Source organism: Kribbella sp. NPDC000426, from assembly GCF_040300265.1.
Taxonomy (GTDB): Bacteria; Actinomycetota; Actinomycetes; order Propionibacteriales; family Kribbellaceae; genus Kribbella.
Map to the genome: position 1 here is coordinate 194,799 of NZ_JBEPDK010000003.1, position 19,964 is coordinate 214,762.

The following is a 19,964-nucleotide window of genomic DNA, read 5'->3' on the forward strand; positions in this document are numbered from 1 at the left end:
GGTGTTCGCGCGGCGGAGGAAGCATTTCGGGACTCCGGCCGACAAGGCGACGTATGCGACCCTCCATACCGCCTCGTTGGCCAGCCCGCACCTGCGCGAAGGTCTGACGCCGGCAGCGGCAGGCAAAGCGAGCCGCCACCTCAGGGACCTCCTCGGTACGGCGGCCATCGCGATCTGCGACTCGTCCGGCGTACTGGCGTGGGACGGCGTCGGCGGACCGTACGAGAGCAACCACCGCCGTGACGCCAAGGACCTCGCCGCGCCGACACTCCGCTCGGGCCGAACCGCAGTACTAGGTGCACACGACGTGGCCTGTGGCGATCCGCAGTGCCCGATCCGTACGGCCGTGGTCGCGCCGATCGTCACCGAGGAGCGCGTGGTCGCCGTACTGGTCGCGTACAGCAACAACACCTCCGCTGCCCTGGTCAGGGCGACCGAGGAGGTCGCGCGGTGGGTCTCGGGCCAGGTGGAGCTTGCAGAGCTCAACAAGGAACGTACGCGGGCTATGGAGGCAGAGCTGCGGGCACTGCGCGCCCAGATCAGCCCACACTTCATCTACAACGCTCTGGCCGCTATAGCGTCGTTCGTCCGCACAGATCCCGAGCGGGCGCGAGAGCTCCTCCTGGAGTTCGCTGACTTCTCCCGGTACGCACTGCGGCGCGGCGGCGAGTTCACCACGCTGGCTGACGAGCTGCGCAACGTGGAGCGCTATCTGGTGCTGGAGCAGGCCCGCTTCGGCGAGCGGCTCAAGGTGTCGCTGCAGATCGCGCCGGAGGTGCTGCCGGTGGTCATCCCGTTCCTTGTCGTCCAGCCGCTGGTGGAGAACGCAGTACGGCATGGGCTCGAGGCCGGGGCCGGCTCGATCACGATCCGCGCCCGGGACCGGATCAACGAGGCAGAGATCAGCGTGGAGGACGACGGCGCCGGCAGCGACCCCGAGGTGATCCGGGCCGCCCTGTCCGGCGAGACCGGTAGCGACTCGGTCGGCCTCGGCAACGTCGACGCCCGGCTGCGGCAGGTGTACGGCGACGCGTACGGCCTGGTCGTGGAGACCGCACTGGACGCGGGCACGAAGGTAACTTTCCGCATCCCCAAATACTCCTCAGGTGTGCACGCGTCCCCTTAGTGTGAGGGCATGGCCGACACTCCCTTGCGCGTCCTGGTCGCGGATGACGAGGAGCCCGCCCGTGCCGAGCTGGTGTATCTGCTGAGCCAGGACCCGCGGATCGGAGAGATCAAGACCGCGTCCGACGGCCCGGAGGCGCTGAAGATCCTGCAGGCCTCCGACCTGGACGTGGTGTTCTGCGACATCAAGATGCCCGGTCTGGACGGCATCGACCTGGCCAGTGTGCTGTCCAAGTTCCGCCAGCCGCGTCCGCGGATCGTCTTCGTCACCGCGTACGACGAACACGCCGTGGCCGCCTTCGAGCTCGACGCGGCCGACTACGTCATGAAGCCGGTCCGGGCCGAGCGCCTGGCCGAGGCGGTACGCCGGGTCGTCACCGCGGGCGCACCGGCCGCGCTGCAGTCGCCGGACGACACCGAGGACGAGACGATCTCGGTAGAGCTGGCCGGCGTCACCCGGTTCGTCCTGCGTTCGACAGTCCGGTACGTCGAGGCGCAGGGCGACTACGCCCGTCTGCACACCGGCCAGAACTCACACCTGGTCCGCATCCCGCTCAGCACGCTGGAGGAGCGCTGGCGCGACGCCGGGTTCACACGGATCCACCGCAGCACCCTGGTCGCACTGGCCCACATCGATGAGATGCGGGTCGACGGCGGCCGGTGTGCGGTCCGCGTCGGCGGCGACTGGCTCCCGGTGAGCCGACGGCACACCCGCGAGCTACGCGACCTCCTGGTCCGATCGACGTCGTTGCGATGAGCACTCCGGAAGGGCCGCGGCGGGTCCGGGTCACGAGCCCGCGTACCAGCGCGGCACGGCGTCCGATCATCCCCACCGGCACGCGCGAGATCGACGAGCAGACCAGGCTCGGTGAGATCTACATGCTCTCGCTGGTGCAGTCGCAGCTCCGGCTGGCGCTGGCCGTCATCGGCGGCGTAGTACTCGTCCTCGGCAGCATCCCGCTGCTCTTCTGGCTCGTCCCGCCGACCAGGACCCTGTCCATCTTCGGCCTGCCGTTGCCGTGGGTGATCCTCGGCATCCTGGTCTACCCGGTCGTGTACGTCGCCGCCCGCGTCTACGTCCGCCACGCCGAGCGGATCGAGGCCGAGTTCACCGAGTTCGTCGGACGGAAATAGATGTCGTCGGCAATCAGTTTGAGTGCGATCGGGTTGGTGGTTGCGGCGACGATCGGGATCGGGTTGTTCGGGCTGCGGATCTCGCGGACGACGAGCGACTTCTACGTCGCCAGTCGTGCGGTCAGTCCGCGCTGGAACGCCTCGGCGATCAGCGGCGAGTACCTGTCGGCCGCGTCGTTCCTCGGCGTCGCCGGTCTGGTGCTGGTGAACGGCGCCGACATGCTGTGGTTCTCGGTCGGCTACACCGTCGGCTACCTGATGCTGCTGGTCCTGGTGGCGGCTCCCCTGCGCCGGTCCGGCGCGTACACGCTGCCCGATTTCGCCGAGACCCGCTTCGAGTCCGCCGCCGTACGCCGGATCTGCGCGGGACTCGTGGTCGGCATCGGCACGCTCTACCTCCTCCCGCAGCTGCACGGTGCCGGCCTCGCCGTCCAAACCGTCACCGGGGCGCCGCCGCAGGTCGGGGCGATGATCGTCGCGGTGATCGTGGTGATCAACGTAGCCGCGGGCGGGATGCGCTCGATCACCTTCGTGCAGGCGTTCCAGTACTGGCTGAAGCTGACAGCGTTGGCGGCGCCAATCTTCGTGATCCTGCTCGCGTGGCACCAGCCGACCGGCGTACTCGACTCACTCCACGGCGCGGCCGCCACCTGGGCCGAGCCGTTGTCGCGCGCCGGCGGTCGCGACCATCCGCTGTACGCGACCTATTCGTTGCTCCTGGCCCTTTGTTTCGGGACGATGGGGCTCCCGCACGTCCTGGTCCGCTTCTACACCAACCCGGACGGCCGCGCGGCCCGCCGTACGACGGTCGTCGTGCTCGCGCTGCTCGGCCTGTTCTACCTCTTCCCACCGATGTACGCCGTCCTCGGGCGAACGTTCGCGCCCGACCTGGTGGCCAGCGGTGGGGACACCGTCGTACTCGAGCTGCCTGGACGTGTTTTCCCTGGTACAGCAGGGGATCTGCTCGGTGCACTGGTCGCCGCCGGGGCGTTCGCGGCGTTCCTGTCGACGTCGTCGGGGTTGACGGTCGCGATCGCCGGGGTGATCGACCAGGATCTGCTGCGGAGCCGGTTGCGCGAGTGGACGGGCGGCGATTACGTCGCAGTGAACAGCTTCCGGATCGCGGCGCTGATCGCGATGGTCGTGCCCTACTTGGCGTTCACGGTGACCGGCGCGTTGAGTCTCGCGGACACCGTCGGGCTCGCGTTTGCCCTTGCTGCGTCGACGTTCTGCCCTCTACTGGTGCTGGGGATCTGGTGGCGGCGGATGTCGACGACCGGCGCGGCAGCCGGGCTGGTCGTCGGCGGGATCGCCGCCAGCGCCGCCGCGCTGATCAACGTGGCAGGTGCGCCGCAAGGTGGTTGGCCCCGCGCGCTCGTCGGGCAGCCGGCCGCGTGGACGATGCCGCTCGCGTTCGTCACCGTCATCGTGGTCTCGAAGCTCACCCCGGACCGCATCCCGGCCGGCACCGCCCGCAGCATGGTCCGCCTGCACACCCCGGAGGCCGTCGACGTCGACCGCGGCCTGCCGTCGCGGTGAGACCGCTCGTCGTGTGATTCCTACCGCTCGGCGCAGCTGACCGATCCACCGAGCGACTGGTCTGCTCCGCTGAGCGCTCGATGCGCGCCGGTGCTGTCGGCGGCTGGTGACGCACGCCACAGTACGACGTGCCCGGCCTCTTCCGCCCGGCTCGATCCACCTGGAGGCTCGCCGATGAGTGATACGCGCGATCCGGAGCTCACGACGTACCGGGATGTCCAGCTGTCGCCGGACTTCTCCGAACTGCGTCGCCGGTTCCGGCGGTTCGTGTTCCCGATGACCGCCCTGTTCCTGGTCTGGTACTTCGTCTACGTCCTGCTCGCCGACTACGCACACGGCTTCATGTCGCACAAGGTCGGCGGCAACATCACCGTCGCGCTGCTGTTCGGGCTCGGCCAGTTCGTGTCGACGTTCGCGATCACGCTGATCTACGTCCGCTGGGCCGACCGCCGGCTCGACCCGGATGCCGAGAAGCTGCGCCACCAGATCGAGGGAGAAGTCCAGTGACCGCCCCACTGATGTTGCCGCTGGCAACAGACATCGGCAACCCGACCGTCAACATCGTCATCTTCGCGTTGTTCGTGGTGGCCACGCTGGCGATCGTGTTCCGGGCCTCCCGCAACAACAAGACCGCGGCCGACTTCTACGCCGGCGGCCGCTCGTTCACCGGCCCGCAGAACGGCATCGCGATCTCCGGCGACTACCTGTCCGCCGCCTCGTTCCTCGGCATCGCCGGCGCGATCGCACTGAACGGGTACGACGGCTTCCTGTACTCGATCGGCTTCCTCGTCGCGTGGCTAGTGGCACTGCTACTAGTTGCCGAGCTACTACGGAACACCGGCCGCTTCACGATGGCCGACGTCCTGTCGTTCCGGCTCAAGCAGCGGCCGGTCCGGATGGCGGCCGCGATCTCGACCCTCGTCGTCTGCTTCTTCTACCTGCTGGCGCAGATGGCAGGCGCCGGCGGTCTGGTCGCGCTGCTGCTCGGCGTCAGCCACCGGGCCGGACAGAGCATCGTGATCGCCGTGGTCGGCATCCTGATGATCACCTACGTCCTGGTCGGCGGCATGAAGGGCACCACCTGGGTGCAGATCGTCAAGGCCGTGCTGCTCGTCATCGGCGCCGGCATCATGACGCTCTGGGTGCTCGCGAAGTACGCCTTCAACCTGTCCAGCCTGCTCGGCGCGGCCGTCGACAAGAGCCCGGCCGCCGGCGAGAAGCTGCTGTCGCCCGGCCTGCAGTACGGCGCCACCGGCGTCACCAAGCTGGACTTCATCTCACTGGCTCTCGCGCTGGTGCTCGGCACCGCCGGTCTCCCGCACGTGCTGATGCGCTTCTACACGGTTCCGGACTCGAAGGAAGCCCGCCGCAGCGTCAGCTGGGCGATCTGGATCATCGGCATCTTCTACCTGTTCACGCTCGTCCTCGGGTACGGCGCTGCCGCGATCGTCGGCCCGGACCGGATCAAGGCCGCACCGGGCAAGGCGAACTCGGCCGCACCGCTGCTCGCGTTCGAACTCGGCGGCGAGGTCCTGCTCGGCGTCATCTCCGCGGTCGCGTTCGCCACGATCCTCGCCGTGGTGGCGGGCCTCACGATCACCGCGAGTACGTCGTTCGCCCACGACATCTACGGCCAGATCATCAAGAAGGGCCAGATCAGCGGTGACGGCGAGGTCCGCGTCGCGCGGTACACCGCGGTCGTGATCGGCATCGTCGCGATCATCGGCGGTATCTTCGCCAACGGCCAGAACATCGCGTTCCTGGTGGCACTGGCGTTCGCGGTCGCGGCAAGTGCGAACCTGCCGACGATCCTGTACTCGCTGTTCTGGCGGCGCTTCAACACTCGCGGCGCCCTCTGGAGCATCTACGGCGGCCTGGCCTCGACGATCATCCTGATCGTGTTCAGCCCGGTCGTCTCCGGCAAGGTCGACAAGAAGACCGGCGCCAGCCTGTCGATGATCACCGACACGAGCATCGACTTCCACTGGTTCCCGCTCGACAACCCGGGCATCGTGACGATCCCGCTGGCCTTCGTCCTCGGCTGGCTCGGAACCGTCACCAGCAAGGAGCCGGTCGACGTCGACCGCTTCGCCGAAATGGAGGTCCGCTCCCTCACCGGCGCCGGCGCCGAGAAGGCGGTCCAACACTAAAGACCTGTCAGGCAGGCCCTGCTGAATCGACGCGGACCTGCCTGACAGCCCCAAACTCCGGGCGGCCAGGTAGGCGAGTACCTGACCGCCCGGATCACGTTCCAGGGCCGGCCGTCAGAACCCGAGGGTGGGCCAGAGTTTGTAGAAGGCGTCTCGAGAGGTGTTGCCGCGGATCTCTTCAGCGGCGTGCAGCCGGCCGAAGGTGAAGGGGTTGCCGCCGTCGGCGAAGACCTCCAGGGCGAGCTGGTGGAGGAGCTCGCGAGAGACAACCGAGTCCTGGTGTTCGCCGAGGATCTCCTGGACCTCTTCGGCCCGAGCGGCCAGCGCCGACGCCTCGTCACCCAGGACGGGTACGGCGGACTCCGCGGCGTACCGCAACCGCTTGGCGGCCTTGCGGACCTCGTGGAGTTCGTGGTCCTGCCCGGCCACCGTCTCCGCGGCCTGCGAGCGCTTGACCGCCTTCCGCATCCGCTTGCGGTCGTGGCCGAGGATGTCGTCGATCTGCTTGCTCGCCTTACGGTCGTCGCCGGTCACCGGCGGCTTCGCGATCAGCTCGTCCAAGGCATCGAGCAGCCGGAAGTACCGCTCGCTCTCGAGCGCCGCGAGCGCACCCGCGCGGCCGTCCTTGTAGACCCGGCGCAGGTGGTCGTCGATCCGTCCGGCGACACGGCCGATCACGAGCTCGACCGGCTGCTCCGCAACCTCGGCCGCGAAGTGCTCGCGCTGCACCTCCGCATCCCGCGCGACCCCGAGCTCACCCGCCAGCCACTTCAGCTCGGCCCGGAGCTCGTCACCGGCCTCGCGATCGATCACCGGACGGTACGTAGCCAGCGCCGACCGCAGCCGCCGCGTCGCAACCCGGAACTTGTGGATCGAGTCCGGGACGTCACGCCGTACCTCGGGGTCCCGCTCGTGGATCGCCTGCACCTGCGCAGCGGCGTACGCCCGGAACACATCGGACGTCCGCGGCTTCTTCGGCAGCGTCCAGTCCACGGTCGACGGCACCCGCTTGCCGAGCGCCCGTGCCAGCTTGCTCGGACCGCTCGCGGGCCGCGCGCCGGCCGACCGCAGCAGCTCACCGGCGTCCTCGAGCAACTGCTTGTCCCCGGAGACCAGCTCGACCTCCCACTCGCGCCAGCTCTCCGGCTCTCCGCCCTCGACCGTCGCGGTCACGCTGTCGTCGGCGACCTCCGCGAGTACGGCGCCGTCCGCGTCGAGCAGGCGGTGGACGATCCGCCTCGTCCGCAGACTCACCACCGGTACCAGCGCGTGATCGCGCGCATGCACCCGAACCGTGCGGACGACTGCGATCGGCACACTGCGCACCGATCGCCCGAGCGGGTGGTGGACCTCGAGCCGCTCACCCGACGACACCGGGAACTTCACATGCCAGCCGTCGTCCTCACCACCGGTACGCCGGCGCAGCGTCACCTTGTTAGCGGCCAGGTCGAGGTCGGCGGTGTCGTAGTACACCGCCTCGAGATCGAGCTCGACGGGTTGGGCGACGCTCGCGACCCCGGGCAGCTCGTGCAGCGCCGGCAGGATCACGCTGTCGTCGACGTCGTACTTCGTCTCGATCTCTAGCTGCTCAGTTCCCGGCATACCCCCTGTTTACCAGGCGTTCATGAACTGGTCAGGTTAGTGCGCGGAGATCGGCGACAAGTCGTTGCAGGTCGCGGTCCTCGATGCCGTTGACGGTCGTGCGGATCTGTCTGCGCTGGTTGCGATTCAGGGCCCGGCAGACCGCTGCGACGAGGACGAGTAGGGCGATCATGTGCGACCAACTCCCTTGAAGAACGTGTAGTGGAAGGTGCCGCCGGGCTCGGCGGTCCGCTCGAGGTCGCGGATGCCCGCGGCCCACTCGGCCTCGGTACGGCGGCCGGCCGCGATCGCGCGGTCCCGGACGGACTCGACCATCGCGATGAACGTCTTGCGGGTGAAGCCGTCGACGAGGTGCGGGAGCGTCTGGTCGGCGTACACGGTCCGTGGCTCGACGTGTACGCCGCCGTACCCGGCCTGCTCGAGGAGCGGCTGGAGGCGCCGGCCGATGAGCGAGTCGCCGCCCGCCTCGGCCTGGAGGTCGACGAGGCAATCGACGGCGGCTTGGGCCCGCGTGCTGCGCGGGTGATAGATGGCGGAGCCGTGGTCGCCTTCGATCACCGTGATCGTGCCGCCGGGGTTCAGCAGGTCGCGCAGGTTGACGAGAGCCTTGCCCGGATCCGCGAGGTGCTCGAGGACGAAGCAGACGAAGATGTGGTCGAACTTCTCGCCGCGCAAGTCGTGGAGGTCCGCGTGGCGCCAGTCGACTGTCGCGTCCGGCGCGTGGACGGCGACGCGGGCCTTCGCCTGGGCGAGCGATTCTTCGGAGACATCGAGGGATACGAGTTCGATGCCGGGGCTGCGGGTGACCAGCTGTACGGTCTGCGCGCCGACTCCGCAGCCTGCTTCCAGCACTCGGCTGCCGGCCGGGTAGGTGGTGCCGCCGTGGAGGAGGTCGGCGAGCGTTCCGGCCTGGTCAGCCAGGCGGCGGGTCTCCGCCGGGGTGTAGCCGTGGACGTAGTCAGTTCCCATACTTCTAAGATCCGACGACAATGGTCCTGTGAACAGGTCCAATCCGGGGAGAAGTGGTCGGTCCAATGGAGGCGCCGACTTCCTGCAACTGGATCCGGCCGAGGCGCCGCCCGGCGGTCTCGCGGACTGGCTCACCGACCGCCTCCGCACCGCGATCGCCACCGGCCACCTCCCGGTCGGCACCCGCCTCCCCGCCACCCGCACCCTCGCCACCGACCTCGGCATCTCCCGAGGCATAGTCACCGAGTCCTACCAACGCCTCACCGAGGACGGCCACGTCACCGGCCGAGGCCGCGCCGGCACGGTTGTGGTGGGCACCGGCAACTCGACAGGACGTAGTCGTCTACGTACACCTCCTCGCCCGCCTGGCACACCGGCAGAAGAGAGTGGAACGGGCGACGCCTCCTGTCCATCTGCAGATCTGAGTGGTCCCGGCCTCGAGATCTTCGACAACCTCCGGGCGGCACCGGCAAGGATCGACCTCACGCCGGGGGTGCCAGATCTGGCGGCGTTTCCGCGGGCGGCCTGGCTGCGGGCTGAGCGGGCGGTGCTCAAAGACCTGGAGTCGGCAAGCTTCGGGTACGGCGATCCGGCGGGGACGCCTGCCCTCCGGGGAGCCGTCGCCAACTGGCTCGCGCGCAACCGCGGGATCGCTGCGGACCCGGACGACGTGATCGTCGTGGCCGGTGTGGCGCAGGCGATCGGGCTGGTGGCGCAGGTGCTCGCGCAGCGCGGCGTACACGAGATCGCCGTCGAGGATCCGGGCTCGCTCGGATCCCGGCAGCACCTGCAGAACTGGGGTATGCAGACCCCGCCGATCCCCGTCGACGACCGCGGCCTGCAGGTCGACGTACTGCGGGAATCCGGAGCCGGCGTGGTGATGGTGACGCCGGCCCACCACTTCCCGACCGGCGTCGTGCTCGACGGTGAACGTCGTCGCGAGCTGATCCGGTGGGCAGCCGAGGGCGGGCTGATCATCGAGGACGACTACGACGCCGAACACCGGTACGACCGCCCGCCGGTCCCCGCACTCCGCGCGATGCTGGCCGACCGAATCGTCTACGCGGGCAGCATCTCCAAGCTCCTCGCACCGTCCTTGCGAATCGGCTGGATGCTCGCTCCCTCGCAGTACAAGGACGAACTCATCGGCCGCAAGCGCCTGGCCGACCTCGGCAACGCGGCACTTCCGCAGCTCACGCTCGCCCACCTGATGGAGTCCGGCGAACTCGAACGCCACCTGCGCTTCCTCCGCCGCCGGCACCGCGTCCGCCGGGACGCGATGGTCGCCGCCATCCACAACTACTTGCCCACCGCAACCATTCACGGTGCCGCCGCGGGCCTGCACCTCACGATCACCTTCGACGACCCCACCGACGACGCCGACCTGGCCGCGGCAGCCCTGGCCAAGGGAGTCAAAACCCATCCCCTGTCCTGGCACAGCCAACTCCCGCACGCCCCCGGCCTCGTCCTGGGCTACGCCGCCCGCACCCCGACCGAGATCACCGAGGCCATCGCCACGATCGCCGAGGCCGGATCCGTACCGAAGAACGGGTAGCGGTCTCAGCGGGTGTAGAGCTGGGCCATCGAGAGCGCGAACTGGGTCATCAGGTCCGGGTTGATCGCGCGTGCCGGCAGCGGCACCAGGTCGACGAGTTTGTCGTCGCCGACGCGGATCGTGGTGCGGCCGGTGGCGGTGTCGACGTACCCCTCGTCGCCGAGCGGGAGGGACTGGGAGGTCGCGGCCTTGCGGATCGGGACCATCAGGGCCTTCGCCTGCGGCGTACGGCGGACCGAGGTGTACAGCACGCTCGTCGCGGTGATCCAGCCGCAGACCGGGTCGCCGAGGGCGGTCTCGCCGTCCCGCCGGACCATCGCCGGGCCGTCCATCACCTTCTCGGCCGCGGACGTGCCGCGCTCACAGTCCGGCCGGGTGATCAACAGTTCGGGATCCGGCAGACCCGGCGCCTGCGCGATCGCGTCCTGACCCAGCACGACGTACTTGGCGAGCGTCGCCTTGGGTCCGGTGATCTTGTACAGCCGGCCGTTCAGCAGGAACACGACGAACGTGCTCGTGCCGTACCCGCCGTCGCCCAGCAGCGCCGGCTTGGCCGGCTCCTTCTTCGTCGCCGCATAGGCCCGCTGCGTCGCCGCCAACGTCGCCTTTGTTGCCGGAAGCACCGAAGTCTCGACCTTCAGCACCGGCCCGTTCGACGCCGTGCTGAGCGTCAGCTGACAGACGTCGTACGTCGGAAGGCCGAAGTCGACCGGTGGCGTCTCCGGCTGGATGTTCGCGACCGGCAGACCGAGCGTCGACATCACCAGCGCGGAATCCATCCGCACGCACAGCGTCTCCGCGAGCTTCGAACCGGTCGACGGTGTCGCGGACGGCGTGTCCGACGGGGTCTCCGAAGGCGTCTGCGAAACCGACACCAGCGGCGGCGCACTCGGCGCGTCCTCCTGCCCGGGTCCGCTACAGCCCGCGAGCAGCGCAGCCACCAGCCCAGCGGTCACTACCCGGCGGATTCGCATGATGACTGGAAGCCTAACGGGCGGCGCGGAGGTCCCTTTCGCGGACGGCGTGTTCGTCGGTACGGGCGTCGTACCGCCAGAACTCGCGCAGCCAGGCGGCGGTGCCGACCACGCCGATGACGCACAGTGCGCCGCCGCTGACGATCGCCGTCCGGACGCTGGTGAGGTCGGCGACCAGACCGGAGCGCGCCTGGCCGCCGAGCGGGCCGAGGGAGTACCCGAGCATCTCGATCCCGGCCAGCCGGCCGCGCATCTCGTCGGGGATCGTCTGGTTCCAGATCACCGAGCGGAACAGCACCGACACCATGTCGGCAGCCCCGGCCAGCGCGAAGAACCCGATCGCGAACCAGATGTTCGGCGCCAGCCCGGCGATACCGACCGCGGCGCCCCAGCCCATCGTGGCCAGCACCACCGCCCGGCCCTGGTGATGGACGTGCTTGGCCCAGCCGCTGGTCAGCGAAGCGCACATCGCGCCGATCGCCTCGGCGCTGTACAGGAGACCGAGCAGTTTCGGCTCCTTCAGGATGTCGGTCGCGAACGCCGGGAACAGCACGATCGGCATCGCCAGGAACATCCCGACCATGTCCACCAGGTACGTCGCCAGCAGGTCCTTGCGGCGGAACGCGTACATGATCCCGCCGCCGATCGCGCGCAGACTCGGCGCGGTGGTGTGGTCCCCGGCCTTGTACGAACCGAGCCGGGAGTAGAGCAACGTCGCGAAGACGATCCCGGTCAGCTCGATGGCAAACGCCCAGGTCACGCCCGCCGTACCGACCAGGACGCCGCCCAGCGCGGGACCGGCGAGCTGGCCGACCTGTGAGGTCAGCGAGCTCAGCGCGACCGCGGCCGGGATCTCCTGGTGGCGGACCACGCGCGGCAGGAGCGCCTCCCGCGAGGGCCGCTGCAGCGACGAGGCGACGGCGTTCAGCGCGCCGCAGACGTAGATCAGCCAGACCTGCGGGTGTGCGAGCAGCGTGTTGGTCACCATCAGCGCGGAGATCACGACTTGGGCGATCCCGGTGCCGACGAGCAGCTTGCGGCGCTCGACGTGGTCGGCCAGGGCACCGCCGTACAGACCGAACACGACGAGTGGTGCGATCGTCACCAGACCCATCGCGCCGACGGCGAAGTTCGATCCGGTCAGTTGGTACAGCTGGTACGGCAGGGCGACGTATCCGACCATGCCACCGAGGAAGAACACCGATCCGGAGACCAGCAGGATGCGGAAGTCACGGGAACCACGCCACGGGGTCAGATCGACGCGCAACCGGGCCAGTCGCGTGCGGAGACTTGCTGCCACCGCAACATAGTGACAGGTCCTACCGGTAGCGACGAACCTGATTTCCCACCAGCCTTTCGAGCACCGTCGAATCGTCGGGCCGCGACCCTCCGAGCGCCCTAGCGTGGAACCGATTGGTTGCCCAGGGCGTCAATCTCACCGGCCGGGACCGCCCGGCCGGTTCTCGGGAAACGGAGACGAACCGCATGATCTCGATCAAGTCGGCACGCACCCGGCTGCTCGCCACGCTCGCCGCGGGCGCTGCCGCCGGTGCCACGCTGCTTGTTCCGCCGGCCGCCCACGCCGCCGGTACGGCGACCACGTCGGCCACTTCGGCCACTTCGGCCACTGCCACGACCGCCGTGTCGGCGGTGCTGAAGCCGGGTGAGTACCTGAAGCCGGGCCAGTACCGTCGCTCGCCCAACGGGATCTACACGCTCATCATGCAGACCGACGGCAACGCCGTCCTCTACAAGGGCCGCACCGCGCTGTGGGCCTCGGCGACGAACCGCAAGTCCTCGAGCCTGATCATGCAGCGCGACGGCAACCTGGTCGTCATCTCCGGCCGTACGCCGGTCTGGGCCAGCAACACCGGCGGCAGCACCGGTGCGTACCTCGCCGTCCAGAACGACTCCAACCTGGTCATCTACAACGTCCGCAACAAGGCGGTCTGGTTCCGGCACATGGTGATCGGCACGCTCGGCTCCGGCCGGCTGCTGAACCCCTACGACATGCTGTTCTCGCCCAGCCGGATCTTCCGCCTGCAGATGCAGACCGACGGCAACCTCGTGATGGTCAAGAACGGCAAGACCCCGGTGTGGTCCACCAAGACGGTCAGCAAGGGCGCGTTCGCGGTCATGCAGCAGGACGGCAACTTCGTCGTCTACAGCGCCGCCAAGAAGGCCCTGTGGTCCAGCAAGACCGTCCGCAAGGGCTCCGTGCTGCAGATGAACAACGACGGCCGCCTGGTCATCGTGTACGGCCGTACGGCGGTTTGGTCCACCTCCGCCCACTGAAAATCGTGAGCCGCGGTGCTACAGGGGAGCACCGCGGCTCCTTTCATGCCCGGACCAGCGGCAGCAGGCCGGTCAGGTCGGTGCGCTCGCCGCTGGCGCGGAGTTTGCCGGTCGACCGGGCGTCGGCCCAGGTGGTGCGGCCCAGCGCGACGTCGATCCACAGCTCCGGCGGGAGTTCGATCACGGCGCCCGGCGTACCGCGGGTGTGCCGCGGGCCCTCGATGCACTGCACCGCGCCGTACGGCGGGACGCGGACCTCGACGGCGTGACCCGGCGCCTTTGCCACCAAGAGTTTCAGCAGTTCCTTCGTGAGCAGTTTCAAGTCGGCGCGCTCCGCCGTACCGTCGTTGTAGCGCTGCAACGCCTGCTGGAACGCGGGTTCGGACATCTCCACGACGTGCCAGCGTACGCGCGGGTTTGCGGTGACGCCCCTCTCGTCAGCGATAATCGGCCAGGAGAGAGGGAAGCGAGGTCGGGATGCTCACGCCCAGGCACCAGGCGCTGCTGATGACACTGGCGGGGATGACCGTCGGTGTAGCCGTGTTCGGCGCGGTGCTCGCCATCAACGGCGGCAATCCGTTCGCCACCGACAACAACACCTCGGTGGGGATCGTGACCTCGGCCCCACCCAGCACCCCGGCCTGTTCCGGTTGTCTCGAGCCCGGCTCCCTGCAGTACGTCGTGCAGGACTTCGGCACCGACGACGACCCGGTGTCCGCGGAGGTCCCGGCCGGCTGGAAGAGCGCCCAGGACGGCACCCGGCCGAAGTTCCTCGACCCGACCGGTGTCTGGCAGGTCCGGTTCGACACGCGGGGCAGCAAGCAGAGCCCGGACCAGCTGGTCGCCGGCCGCGAGCACAGCATCGACGAGCGCAACCTGAAGGTGCTCAGCCGTGACAACGGCACGCTGGTCTACACCTACACCGACCAGTCCCGCGGGCCGCGGATGGGCCTGTCACGCTGGATCTCGCTCGACGGCGGCAAGACGACAGCGGTGGAGATCACCGTCGGCGGCCGCCCACAGGACGAGGCCGGCCTCCGCGCCGTGCTCCAGCATGCGACCGACACCCTCAACCTGCAGGTCGCACCGGGCGACACCCGCCCGAACTAACACTTGATGTCGGTGGCTGGTGTGTTGCCCTGGACCAGGTAGCTCTCGACGACGTTCTTCACGCACGCGTTGCCCGACAGGTATGCCGTGTGTCCGTCGCCGTCGCGGGTAACCAGGACACCGCTTTCCAGCTGGTGCGCCAGCCCGACGGCCCACTCGTACGGCGTGGCCGGGTCGCGCGTCGTACCGACGACCATGATCGGCTTCGCGCCGGCCGCCTTGATCTTGTGCGGCTGGTTGACCGGCTTGACCGGCCAGTTCGCGCACGACACCGACGACCAGGCGAGGAACTCGCCGAACCGCGGTGACGCCGCCTTGTACGCCGGCAGGTTCGCCTCGATCTGCGCGATCGAGGTGAAATCGGGGTGATCGAGGCAGTTGATCGCGATGTTCACCTCGTTCGAGTTGTCGGCGTACCCGCTCTGCTGCCGGTCGGTGTACTCGTCGGCGAGCGCGAGCAGGCGGGCGCCGTTGCCCGCGAGCCCGTCGGCGACGGCGTCCTCGAGCCGCGGCCAGAAGTCCTTCAGGTACAGCGGGTAGATCAGGCCGAGGATGACGAGGGCCTGCGTGACCTTGCGGTTCCCGTCGCCGGGCAGCGGGTTCGCGTCGCTGTCCTTGATCAGCTGGTCGACCTTCGCGAGCACCTCGGTCTTGCTGCTGCCGAGCTTGCAGGACCGCTGCGCGCAGTCCTCCGCGAACGCGTCCAGCGCCTTGTCGAAGCCCTTCGCCTGCGCGATCCCCAGCTGCTCGTTGGTGATCGACGGGTCGACCGCGCCGTCCAGCACCATCCGGCCGACGTTCTTCGGGAACAGCTCGGCGTACGTCGCGCCGAGGTACGTGCCGTACGACATCCCCAGGTAGTACAGCTGCGGGTCGCCGACGATGCCGCGCAGTACGTCGATGTCGCGCGCCGCGTCCTTGGTCGACAGATGCGGCAGCAGGCGGCCGGAGCGCGCCTCACAGCCGGCGGCGAAGATCTTCGCCTCCTTGTCGAGGTCCGCGATCTCGGCCGCGTTGTCCGGGCTGCCGTCGGCGGCGATCATCGTGTCCAGCTGTTCGGTGTCCAGGCACTTGACCGGCGTGGACTCGCCGACCCCGCGCGGGTCCCAGCCGATGATGTCGAACTTCCGCAGCAGCGAGGAGCCGAACAGCATCGGCGCCTGCCCGGCGAACTCCTGCCCCGACGCGCCCGGACCGCCCGGGTTGATGAACAGCGTGCCGAGCCGGCCGCCGCGGTCCCGCGCCAGCACCTTCCGCGCCCGCAGCTCGATCGTCTGGCCGGCCGGCTTGGTGTAGTCGAGCGGGACCAGGATGGTCGCGCACTGCTGGTTGGATCCGCAGCGTTCCCAGTCCGGCTTCTGCTGGTAGAACTTCTCCAGCCCGGCCGGGATCGGGCCGACGGGTGCGCTGGGCGGGTTGCTGCCGATACCGGGCGCCGGGGCGCCGTCGTCCGCGTTCTGGGCGCGACTGGCCACCCCGCATCCGCTCGCCAGGACCGCAAGAGTTGCCACCAGTACGGTCGACCTGCGGAATCTCACTGCGCGGTTTCTCCCTCGTCGTCATGGTGCAGGCGGCGGCGCCGGCGCGGTTTCCGGGCCCGCCGCTCCTCGCGGGCCTCTTCCTCCGGTACGGCGTCCACTGCGGGCGTGGCGTCTGCTGCGGGCGTGGCGGCTGGTTCGACCGGGGCGGCGTCCGGGGTCGTCGTACTGGATGCCTCGTACTGCTGCCGGGGCGAGCACACGTCCGCGCGGCTGCAGGCGCAGCGCCGGCCCGAGGCCGCCAACCGGACGACCACGGTGTCGCTCGGCACGTTGTGCCCGACCACCACTCCATCACCCGCGGGGGTCTCCACCGCGGTCCCCAGCGCCGGGGCCTTCGCGTTGAACTCCTGGTAGAGCGGGTGCTCGTACTTCAGGCAGCACATCAGCCGGCCGCACGCACCAGAAATCTTCAGCGGGTTCAGCGGGAGGTCCTGGTCCTTCGCCATCCGCACGCTGACCGGCTCGAAATCCTTCAGGAACGTCGCGCAGCACAGATCCCGACCGCACGGCCCGATCCCGCCCTGCAACCGGGCTTCGTCGCGCGCGCCGACCTGCCGGAGCTCGATCCGCGCCCTCAGCGCCCGGGCCAGATCCCGGACGAGTTCACGGAAATCCACCCGGTGCGGGGCCGAGAAGTACACGATCACCAACTGGTCGACATCCGGCCGCCGGTCGACGAAATCGATCCCGACCACCTTCATCGGCAGGTCGTGCTGCCGGATCGTCCGCTTGGCGATCACCCGCGCGTCGGCCCGCCGCTGCCGGTTCTGCTCGTCGCGATCCAGGTCCTTCGCGGTCGCGATGCCCGCACACAGCGGCAGCCCGCCGACCTCGTCGGTGACGTACTGCGGCGCCCACACGCACTCGGCCACCTCGGGCCCGTCGTCAGTAGGCACGAGCACCTTGTCCCCCACCCGGGGCCGAAACTCGCCCGGGTCCAGGTAGTAAAGCCGCCCGTACCGCTCGAACGACACCGCCATCACCATGCCCACGCCGTCAGAGTACTGGCAGATTGTTCAGGTCGACCCTCAACGTCGCGGACCGGTTGTTCGTCTGCATCAATGAGAGGGGTGGTGGGGTGACCGACTGGGAGCCTGCGTTCCGGGCGTTGCTGTCCTCGCGGGGCGGCGCGCTCCGGAGCTATGCCTATCTGCTGACCGGCGACGCGAGTACGGCCGGTGACCTCGTCCAGGAAGCGCTCACGCGGGTGTTCAGCCGGCGGCGGATCGGTGGGGACGTCAACGAACTCGAGGCGTACGTGCGCCGCGCGATGCTCAACCAGTACATCGACAGCCGCCGCCGACTCAGGCGCTGGAACGCGACCCGCCACCTGCTGGTCGACCTCCCGCACCACGACGACGACCAACTGGCGGTGGCGGACGAAGTACGGCGAGCGCTCGCGACCCTGTCACCGAAGCAGCGGGCCTGCGTCGTACTGCGCTACTACGAGGACCTGACCGTCACCGAGATCGCCGACGAACTCGGCTGCGCCGAGGGCACCGTGAAGCGCCACCTGGCCGACGCCAGGGCCAAACTCGCCACCCAACTCGGCGTCCCGGAGGAGAGCACCCAATGACAGACCTACAAGACCTGCTCCGAGCCACAGCCGCCCAGGGAAGCGACGCCGTCGACCTGGCAGAGGACGCCGTCGCCGACCGCATCCGCCACCGCCGCACCCGAACCCGACGCCTCACACTCGGCGCCACAACCCTGGCTGCCGCAGCCGTGATCGCAGGTACCGCGTGGGCCGTCCACCCCGGCCCACAGACGCCAACAGCAACCGGGCCGTCGGCACCCGCCGTCCCGCCGCGAATCGTCACCTCCGACGTGGACAATCTCAGCGGAATGGAAGCAGCTCTCCCGACAACGCTGACCGCCGACGCCAACGGATGCGTCCGGCCGGGTCACTCGAACACGACTCTCGTGTGGCCCCGCGGCTACACGGTCCGCGGAACTCCGGACTCCTTCGAAATCCTGGACGCCGAAGGCAAGCCGGTCGCCCACTCGGGCGCCCCGCTCACCATCGGCGGCGGAGGTGCAGACAGATTCCAGAACACCTGGGCGGGCCGGGAATGCGCCACCGGCGGACACCTGTGGATGGTCGGCGGGATCAGCGCCCGACGCTAGCTAGCGGTGGCTGTTCTTGACTGTGCTGGTGAGTTTTTCGTTGTCGGGGCCGTAGACCGCGCAGACGACCAGACGGTCGTTGTCCTCCCAGATGGACCTGGTGGGGGTCCAGTACGAGAGATCCAGCTCGGAGTCGTCGGGGGATTTGCCGACATAGCTGGTGAATCTGGGGCTGCACGCGCGGTCGGCGGCTTTGTCCACGCCGTTGTCGCCCGGATACGGGCCCTCGGGAAGAGTGACGTCGGCGATGACCTCGCCGTCGTGGGCGAGGGTGCACGGCTGGCGGACGACCTCGGCCTCCTGGCTGCCATCGTCGAAGCATTCACCGACGGCCAGGTCGTCGACGCTGGTCGTCGGGCCGGCCGAGTACGACGAGACCGGTTCGGGCGAGCCGTAGTCGTCGTCGTACGACGAGCCGAGCGCGATCACGAGCCCGATCAGGACGACGTACCCGATCGTCACGAGTGAACCGATCACCAGTCCGGCGATCGCCATCCCCTTGCCGGCCTGCCCGCGGCGGTTGATCTGCACGAGCGCGGCGATGCCGAGACCGATCGCGACCGGCGCGGACAGACCGATGAAGATCCCGCCGATCCCGGTCGCCAGCGCCGCGGCCGCGAGCCCGTTCGTCCCGCCCGACCCCGTGTAGCCGTAGCCGTATCCGTACGGCGCCGGCGGTTGGCCGTACTGCGCCGGATACTGCCCCGGCCCGTAGCCCTGCCCGTACGCCGAATGCGGCGGCTGCGGCCCGTACGGCGGCTGCCCGGAAGCCCCGTACTGCGGCTGCCCCTGCCCATAAGCCGGCTGCCCATAAGCCGGTTGCCCATAAGCCGGCTGCCCAGGCGGCCCGTACTGCGGCTGACCGGCGGGCGGCTGCGGTTGTCCCGGCGCCACCCAAGGCGACCCGGCCTGCTGCGCCTGCGTCGGCTCCGGCCGCCCGTACGTCGGGAATGCCCGCGTCGGCTCCTGGGTGGGGAAGACCTGCGTCGGGTCCTGGGTCGGGAACGACCGGGTGGCGTCCTGGGCGGCGTCGTGCGGCCTGTCCTGCGGACGTTCTGGTTCGTACGGTGGCTGAGTCACGCTATCCCCACTGCTCCCCCGCGGGCATTACCGCTGTGATCCGCGCATCGTACCCGTCAGCTTGGTCCCCGGCATCCCGACCAGACACAGGACGTTGCCGTCAGCAACGTCACGATCTTCCAGTACGACGTAGTACATGTCCAGCTCGGACCGCTCGTACGGCTTGCCGATGAACTCGAGGAACGCGCCCGCGCACTGCTGCGTCGCCACCGTCCCGGTCTGCGCGACCGACAACCCCACGAGCGCCGCGCGCACCTTCGCGTACGCCTCCCCGGTGTGCGGCACCGCGCAGTCCGCGATCCGCACCAGCTTCAGCGCATCGGCGTCCAGGTCGGCGTCGAAGCAGCGCCCGACGGCGACCTGCGAGATCGACACCGTCCGGCCGATCCCTTCCCGGTGTTCGCCGATCAGGTTGAGCGTCACCGCGACCGCGGTCGCGATCACCCAGGCCAGCGAGACCAGCAACGCGCCGTACGCGAGCCGTTTCCCGCGGCCACCGGTCCGCTTGATCCGCCGCAACGCGATCGCGGCCAGGACCACGGCGATCGGCACCATCCCGGGCAGGCTGGTCGCGAGCGCGGCGACGGCGTACTTGTCCTGTTTCTGCTGCGCCGGGGTCGGGACACCCTCGAGCCATGACTCAGCCGACGGCAACGGCTGCCGCGCAGGCTGGATCTCGGAGGGCGGCTGGTTCATCGGTGTCCGTTCGGCGAAAGTGCCGAGCGATCTGCTTCACCCGGACACCCAGTCATCGGACCCGCTG

The 19,964-nt window shown here is 69.3% G+C and carries 21 protein-coding genes; 11 read left to right on the forward strand and 10 right to left on the reverse strand.

Annotated features, from left to right (window positions below):
- The first annotated feature begins 1 nt into the window (after position 1).
- From ABT313_RS14755 to ABT313_RS14780, 6 genes are all read left to right on the forward strand, one after another.
- Entirely contained in the window at positions 2 to 1,126 is a 1,125-nt protein-coding gene (locus ABT313_RS14755; RefSeq protein ID WP_350852706.1) for a histidine kinase, read from the forward strand.
- A 9-nt stretch (positions 1,127 to 1,135) separates the two neighbouring features.
- Positions 1,136 to 1,882, forward strand: coding sequence for a LytR/AlgR family response regulator transcription factor (locus tag ABT313_RS14760; RefSeq protein ID WP_350852709.1), 747 nt, complete (start codon positions 1,136 to 1,138; stop codon positions 1,880 to 1,882).
- A complete protein-coding gene (locus tag ABT313_RS14765; RefSeq protein ID WP_350852712.1) occupies positions 1,879 to 2,259 on the forward strand; it encodes a hypothetical protein in 381 nt (126 codons plus the stop codon). Before ABT313_RS14760 ends, ABT313_RS14765 begins: the two co-directional genes overlap by 4 nt.
- Positions 2,260 to 3,798: a sodium/solute symporter gene (locus ABT313_RS14770; RefSeq protein ID WP_350852715.1), complete on the forward strand. Its 1,539-nt coding sequence runs from the start codon at positions 2,260 to 2,262 to the stop codon at positions 3,796 to 3,798.
- A 174-nt stretch (positions 3,799 to 3,972) separates the two neighbouring features.
- Complete coding sequence (locus ABT313_RS14775; protein WP_350852717.1) at positions 3,973 to 4,305, forward strand: DUF485 domain-containing protein; 333 nt, start codon at positions 3,973 to 3,975, stop codon at positions 4,303 to 4,305.
- A gap of 11 nt (positions 4,306 to 4,316) precedes the next feature.
- Entirely contained in the window at positions 4,317 to 5,948 is a 1,632-nt protein-coding gene (locus ABT313_RS14780; RefSeq protein WP_350855085.1) for a monocarboxylic acid transporter, read from the forward strand.
- Positions 5,949 to 6,062: 114 nt separating this feature from the next.
- Here ABT313_RS14780 and ABT313_RS14785 read toward each other — a convergent pair whose 3' ends face one another.
- The 3 genes from ABT313_RS14785 to ABT313_RS14795 are packed head-to-tail and all read right to left on the reverse strand — an operon-like array spanning position 6,063 to position 8,519.
- A complete protein-coding gene (locus tag ABT313_RS14785; protein WP_350852720.1) occupies positions 6,063 to 7,550 on the reverse strand; it encodes a CYTH and CHAD domain-containing protein in 1,488 nt (495 codons plus the stop codon).
- Positions 7,551 to 7,581: 31 nt separating this feature from the next.
- On the reverse strand, positions 7,582 to 7,722 hold the full coding sequence (locus tag ABT313_RS14790; RefSeq protein ID WP_350852723.1) for a hypothetical protein: 141 nt from the start codon (positions 7,720 to 7,722) through the stop codon (positions 7,582 to 7,584).
- Positions 7,719 to 8,519, reverse strand: a complete 801-nt coding sequence (locus ABT313_RS14795; RefSeq protein ID WP_350852726.1) for a methyltransferase — start codon at positions 8,517 to 8,519, stop codon at positions 7,719 to 7,721. Before ABT313_RS14795 ends, ABT313_RS14790 begins: the two co-directional genes overlap by 4 nt.
- Positions 8,520 to 8,547: 28 nt before the next feature.
- On the opposite strand from ABT313_RS14795, the gene pdxR reads away from it, so the two are divergent.
- Complete coding sequence (gene pdxR, locus ABT313_RS14800) at positions 8,548 to 10,074, forward strand: MocR-like pyridoxine biosynthesis transcription factor PdxR (RefSeq protein WP_350852729.1); 1,527 nt, start codon at positions 8,548 to 8,550, stop codon at positions 10,072 to 10,074.
- Positions 10,075 to 10,079: 5 nt separating this feature from the next.
- On the opposite strand, the gene ABT313_RS14805 is transcribed toward pdxR, so the two are convergent.
- Both ABT313_RS14805 and ABT313_RS14810 read right to left on the reverse strand, forming a co-directional pair.
- Positions 10,080 to 11,048: a hypothetical protein gene (locus tag ABT313_RS14805; RefSeq protein WP_350852732.1), complete on the reverse strand. Its 969-nt coding sequence runs from the start codon at positions 11,046 to 11,048 to the stop codon at positions 10,080 to 10,082.
- A gap of 13 nt (positions 11,049 to 11,061) precedes the next feature.
- Positions 11,062 to 12,348 carry an MFS transporter gene (locus tag ABT313_RS14810; protein WP_350852735.1) on the reverse strand — a complete coding sequence of 429 codons (1,287 nt, stop codon included), beginning with the start codon at positions 12,346 to 12,348 and terminating at the stop codon, positions 11,062 to 11,064.
- 185 nt (positions 12,349 to 12,533) lie between these two features.
- Here ABT313_RS14810 and ABT313_RS14815 point away from each other — a divergent pair, with 185 nt between their 5' ends.
- Positions 12,534 to 13,343 (forward strand): hypothetical protein, encoded by an 810-nt coding sequence (locus ABT313_RS14815; protein WP_350852738.1) that lies wholly within the window; start codon positions 12,534 to 12,536, stop codon positions 13,341 to 13,343.
- A gap of 43 nt (positions 13,344 to 13,386) precedes the next feature.
- Here ABT313_RS14815 and ABT313_RS14820 read toward each other — a convergent pair whose 3' ends face one another.
- Complete coding sequence (locus tag ABT313_RS14820) at positions 13,387 to 13,731, reverse strand: sterol carrier family protein (protein WP_350855088.1); 345 nt, start codon at positions 13,729 to 13,731, stop codon at positions 13,387 to 13,389.
- Positions 13,732 to 13,820: 89 nt separating this feature from the next.
- On the opposite strand from ABT313_RS14820, the gene ABT313_RS14825 reads away from it, so the two are divergent.
- Positions 13,821 to 14,453, forward strand: a complete 633-nt coding sequence (locus tag ABT313_RS14825) for a hypothetical protein (protein ID WP_350852741.1) — start codon at positions 13,821 to 13,823, stop codon at positions 14,451 to 14,453.
- On the opposite strand, the gene ABT313_RS14830 is transcribed toward ABT313_RS14825, so the two are convergent.
- A complete protein-coding gene (locus tag ABT313_RS14830) occupies positions 14,450 to 15,991 on the reverse strand; it encodes an alpha/beta hydrolase (RefSeq protein WP_350852744.1) in 1,542 nt (513 codons plus the stop codon). The two genes, ABT313_RS14825 and ABT313_RS14830, sit on opposite strands and share 4 nt — an antisense overlap.
- The gene (locus ABT313_RS14835) at positions 15,988 to 16,980 is read right to left on the reverse strand and encodes a PSP1 domain-containing protein (protein WP_350855089.1); all 993 of its coding nucleotides are present in this window, start codon (positions 16,978 to 16,980) and stop codon (positions 15,988 to 15,990) included. The genes ABT313_RS14830 and ABT313_RS14835 overlap by 4 nt, the downstream gene beginning before the upstream one ends.
- Before the next feature lie 92 nt (positions 16,981 to 17,072).
- Here ABT313_RS14835 and ABT313_RS14840 point away from each other — a divergent pair, with 92 nt between their 5' ends.
- Complete coding sequence (locus ABT313_RS14840; RefSeq protein WP_350852747.1) at positions 17,073 to 17,570, forward strand: SigE family RNA polymerase sigma factor; 498 nt, start codon at positions 17,073 to 17,075, stop codon at positions 17,568 to 17,570.
- Positions 17,567 to 18,121: a hypothetical protein gene (locus ABT313_RS14845; protein ID WP_350852750.1), complete on the forward strand. Its 555-nt coding sequence runs from the start codon at positions 17,567 to 17,569 to the stop codon at positions 18,119 to 18,121. The genes ABT313_RS14840 and ABT313_RS14845 overlap by 4 nt, the downstream gene beginning before the upstream one ends.
- Here the strand turns inward: ABT313_RS14845 and ABT313_RS14850 are convergent, their stop codons facing one another.
- Together ABT313_RS14850 and ABT313_RS14855 are read right to left on the reverse strand one after the other, a co-directional pair.
- Positions 18,122 to 19,201 carry a DUF4190 domain-containing protein gene (locus ABT313_RS14850; RefSeq protein WP_350852753.1) on the reverse strand — a complete coding sequence of 360 codons (1,080 nt, stop codon included), beginning with the start codon at positions 19,199 to 19,201 and terminating at the stop codon, positions 18,122 to 18,124.
- Between the two features lie 27 nt (positions 19,202 to 19,228).
- Positions 19,229 to 19,897 carry a DUF4190 domain-containing protein gene (locus ABT313_RS14855; protein WP_350852756.1) on the reverse strand — a complete coding sequence of 223 codons (669 nt, stop codon included), beginning with the start codon at positions 19,895 to 19,897 and terminating at the stop codon, positions 19,229 to 19,231.
- Between the last annotated feature and the right edge of the window lie 67 nt (positions 19,898 to 19,964).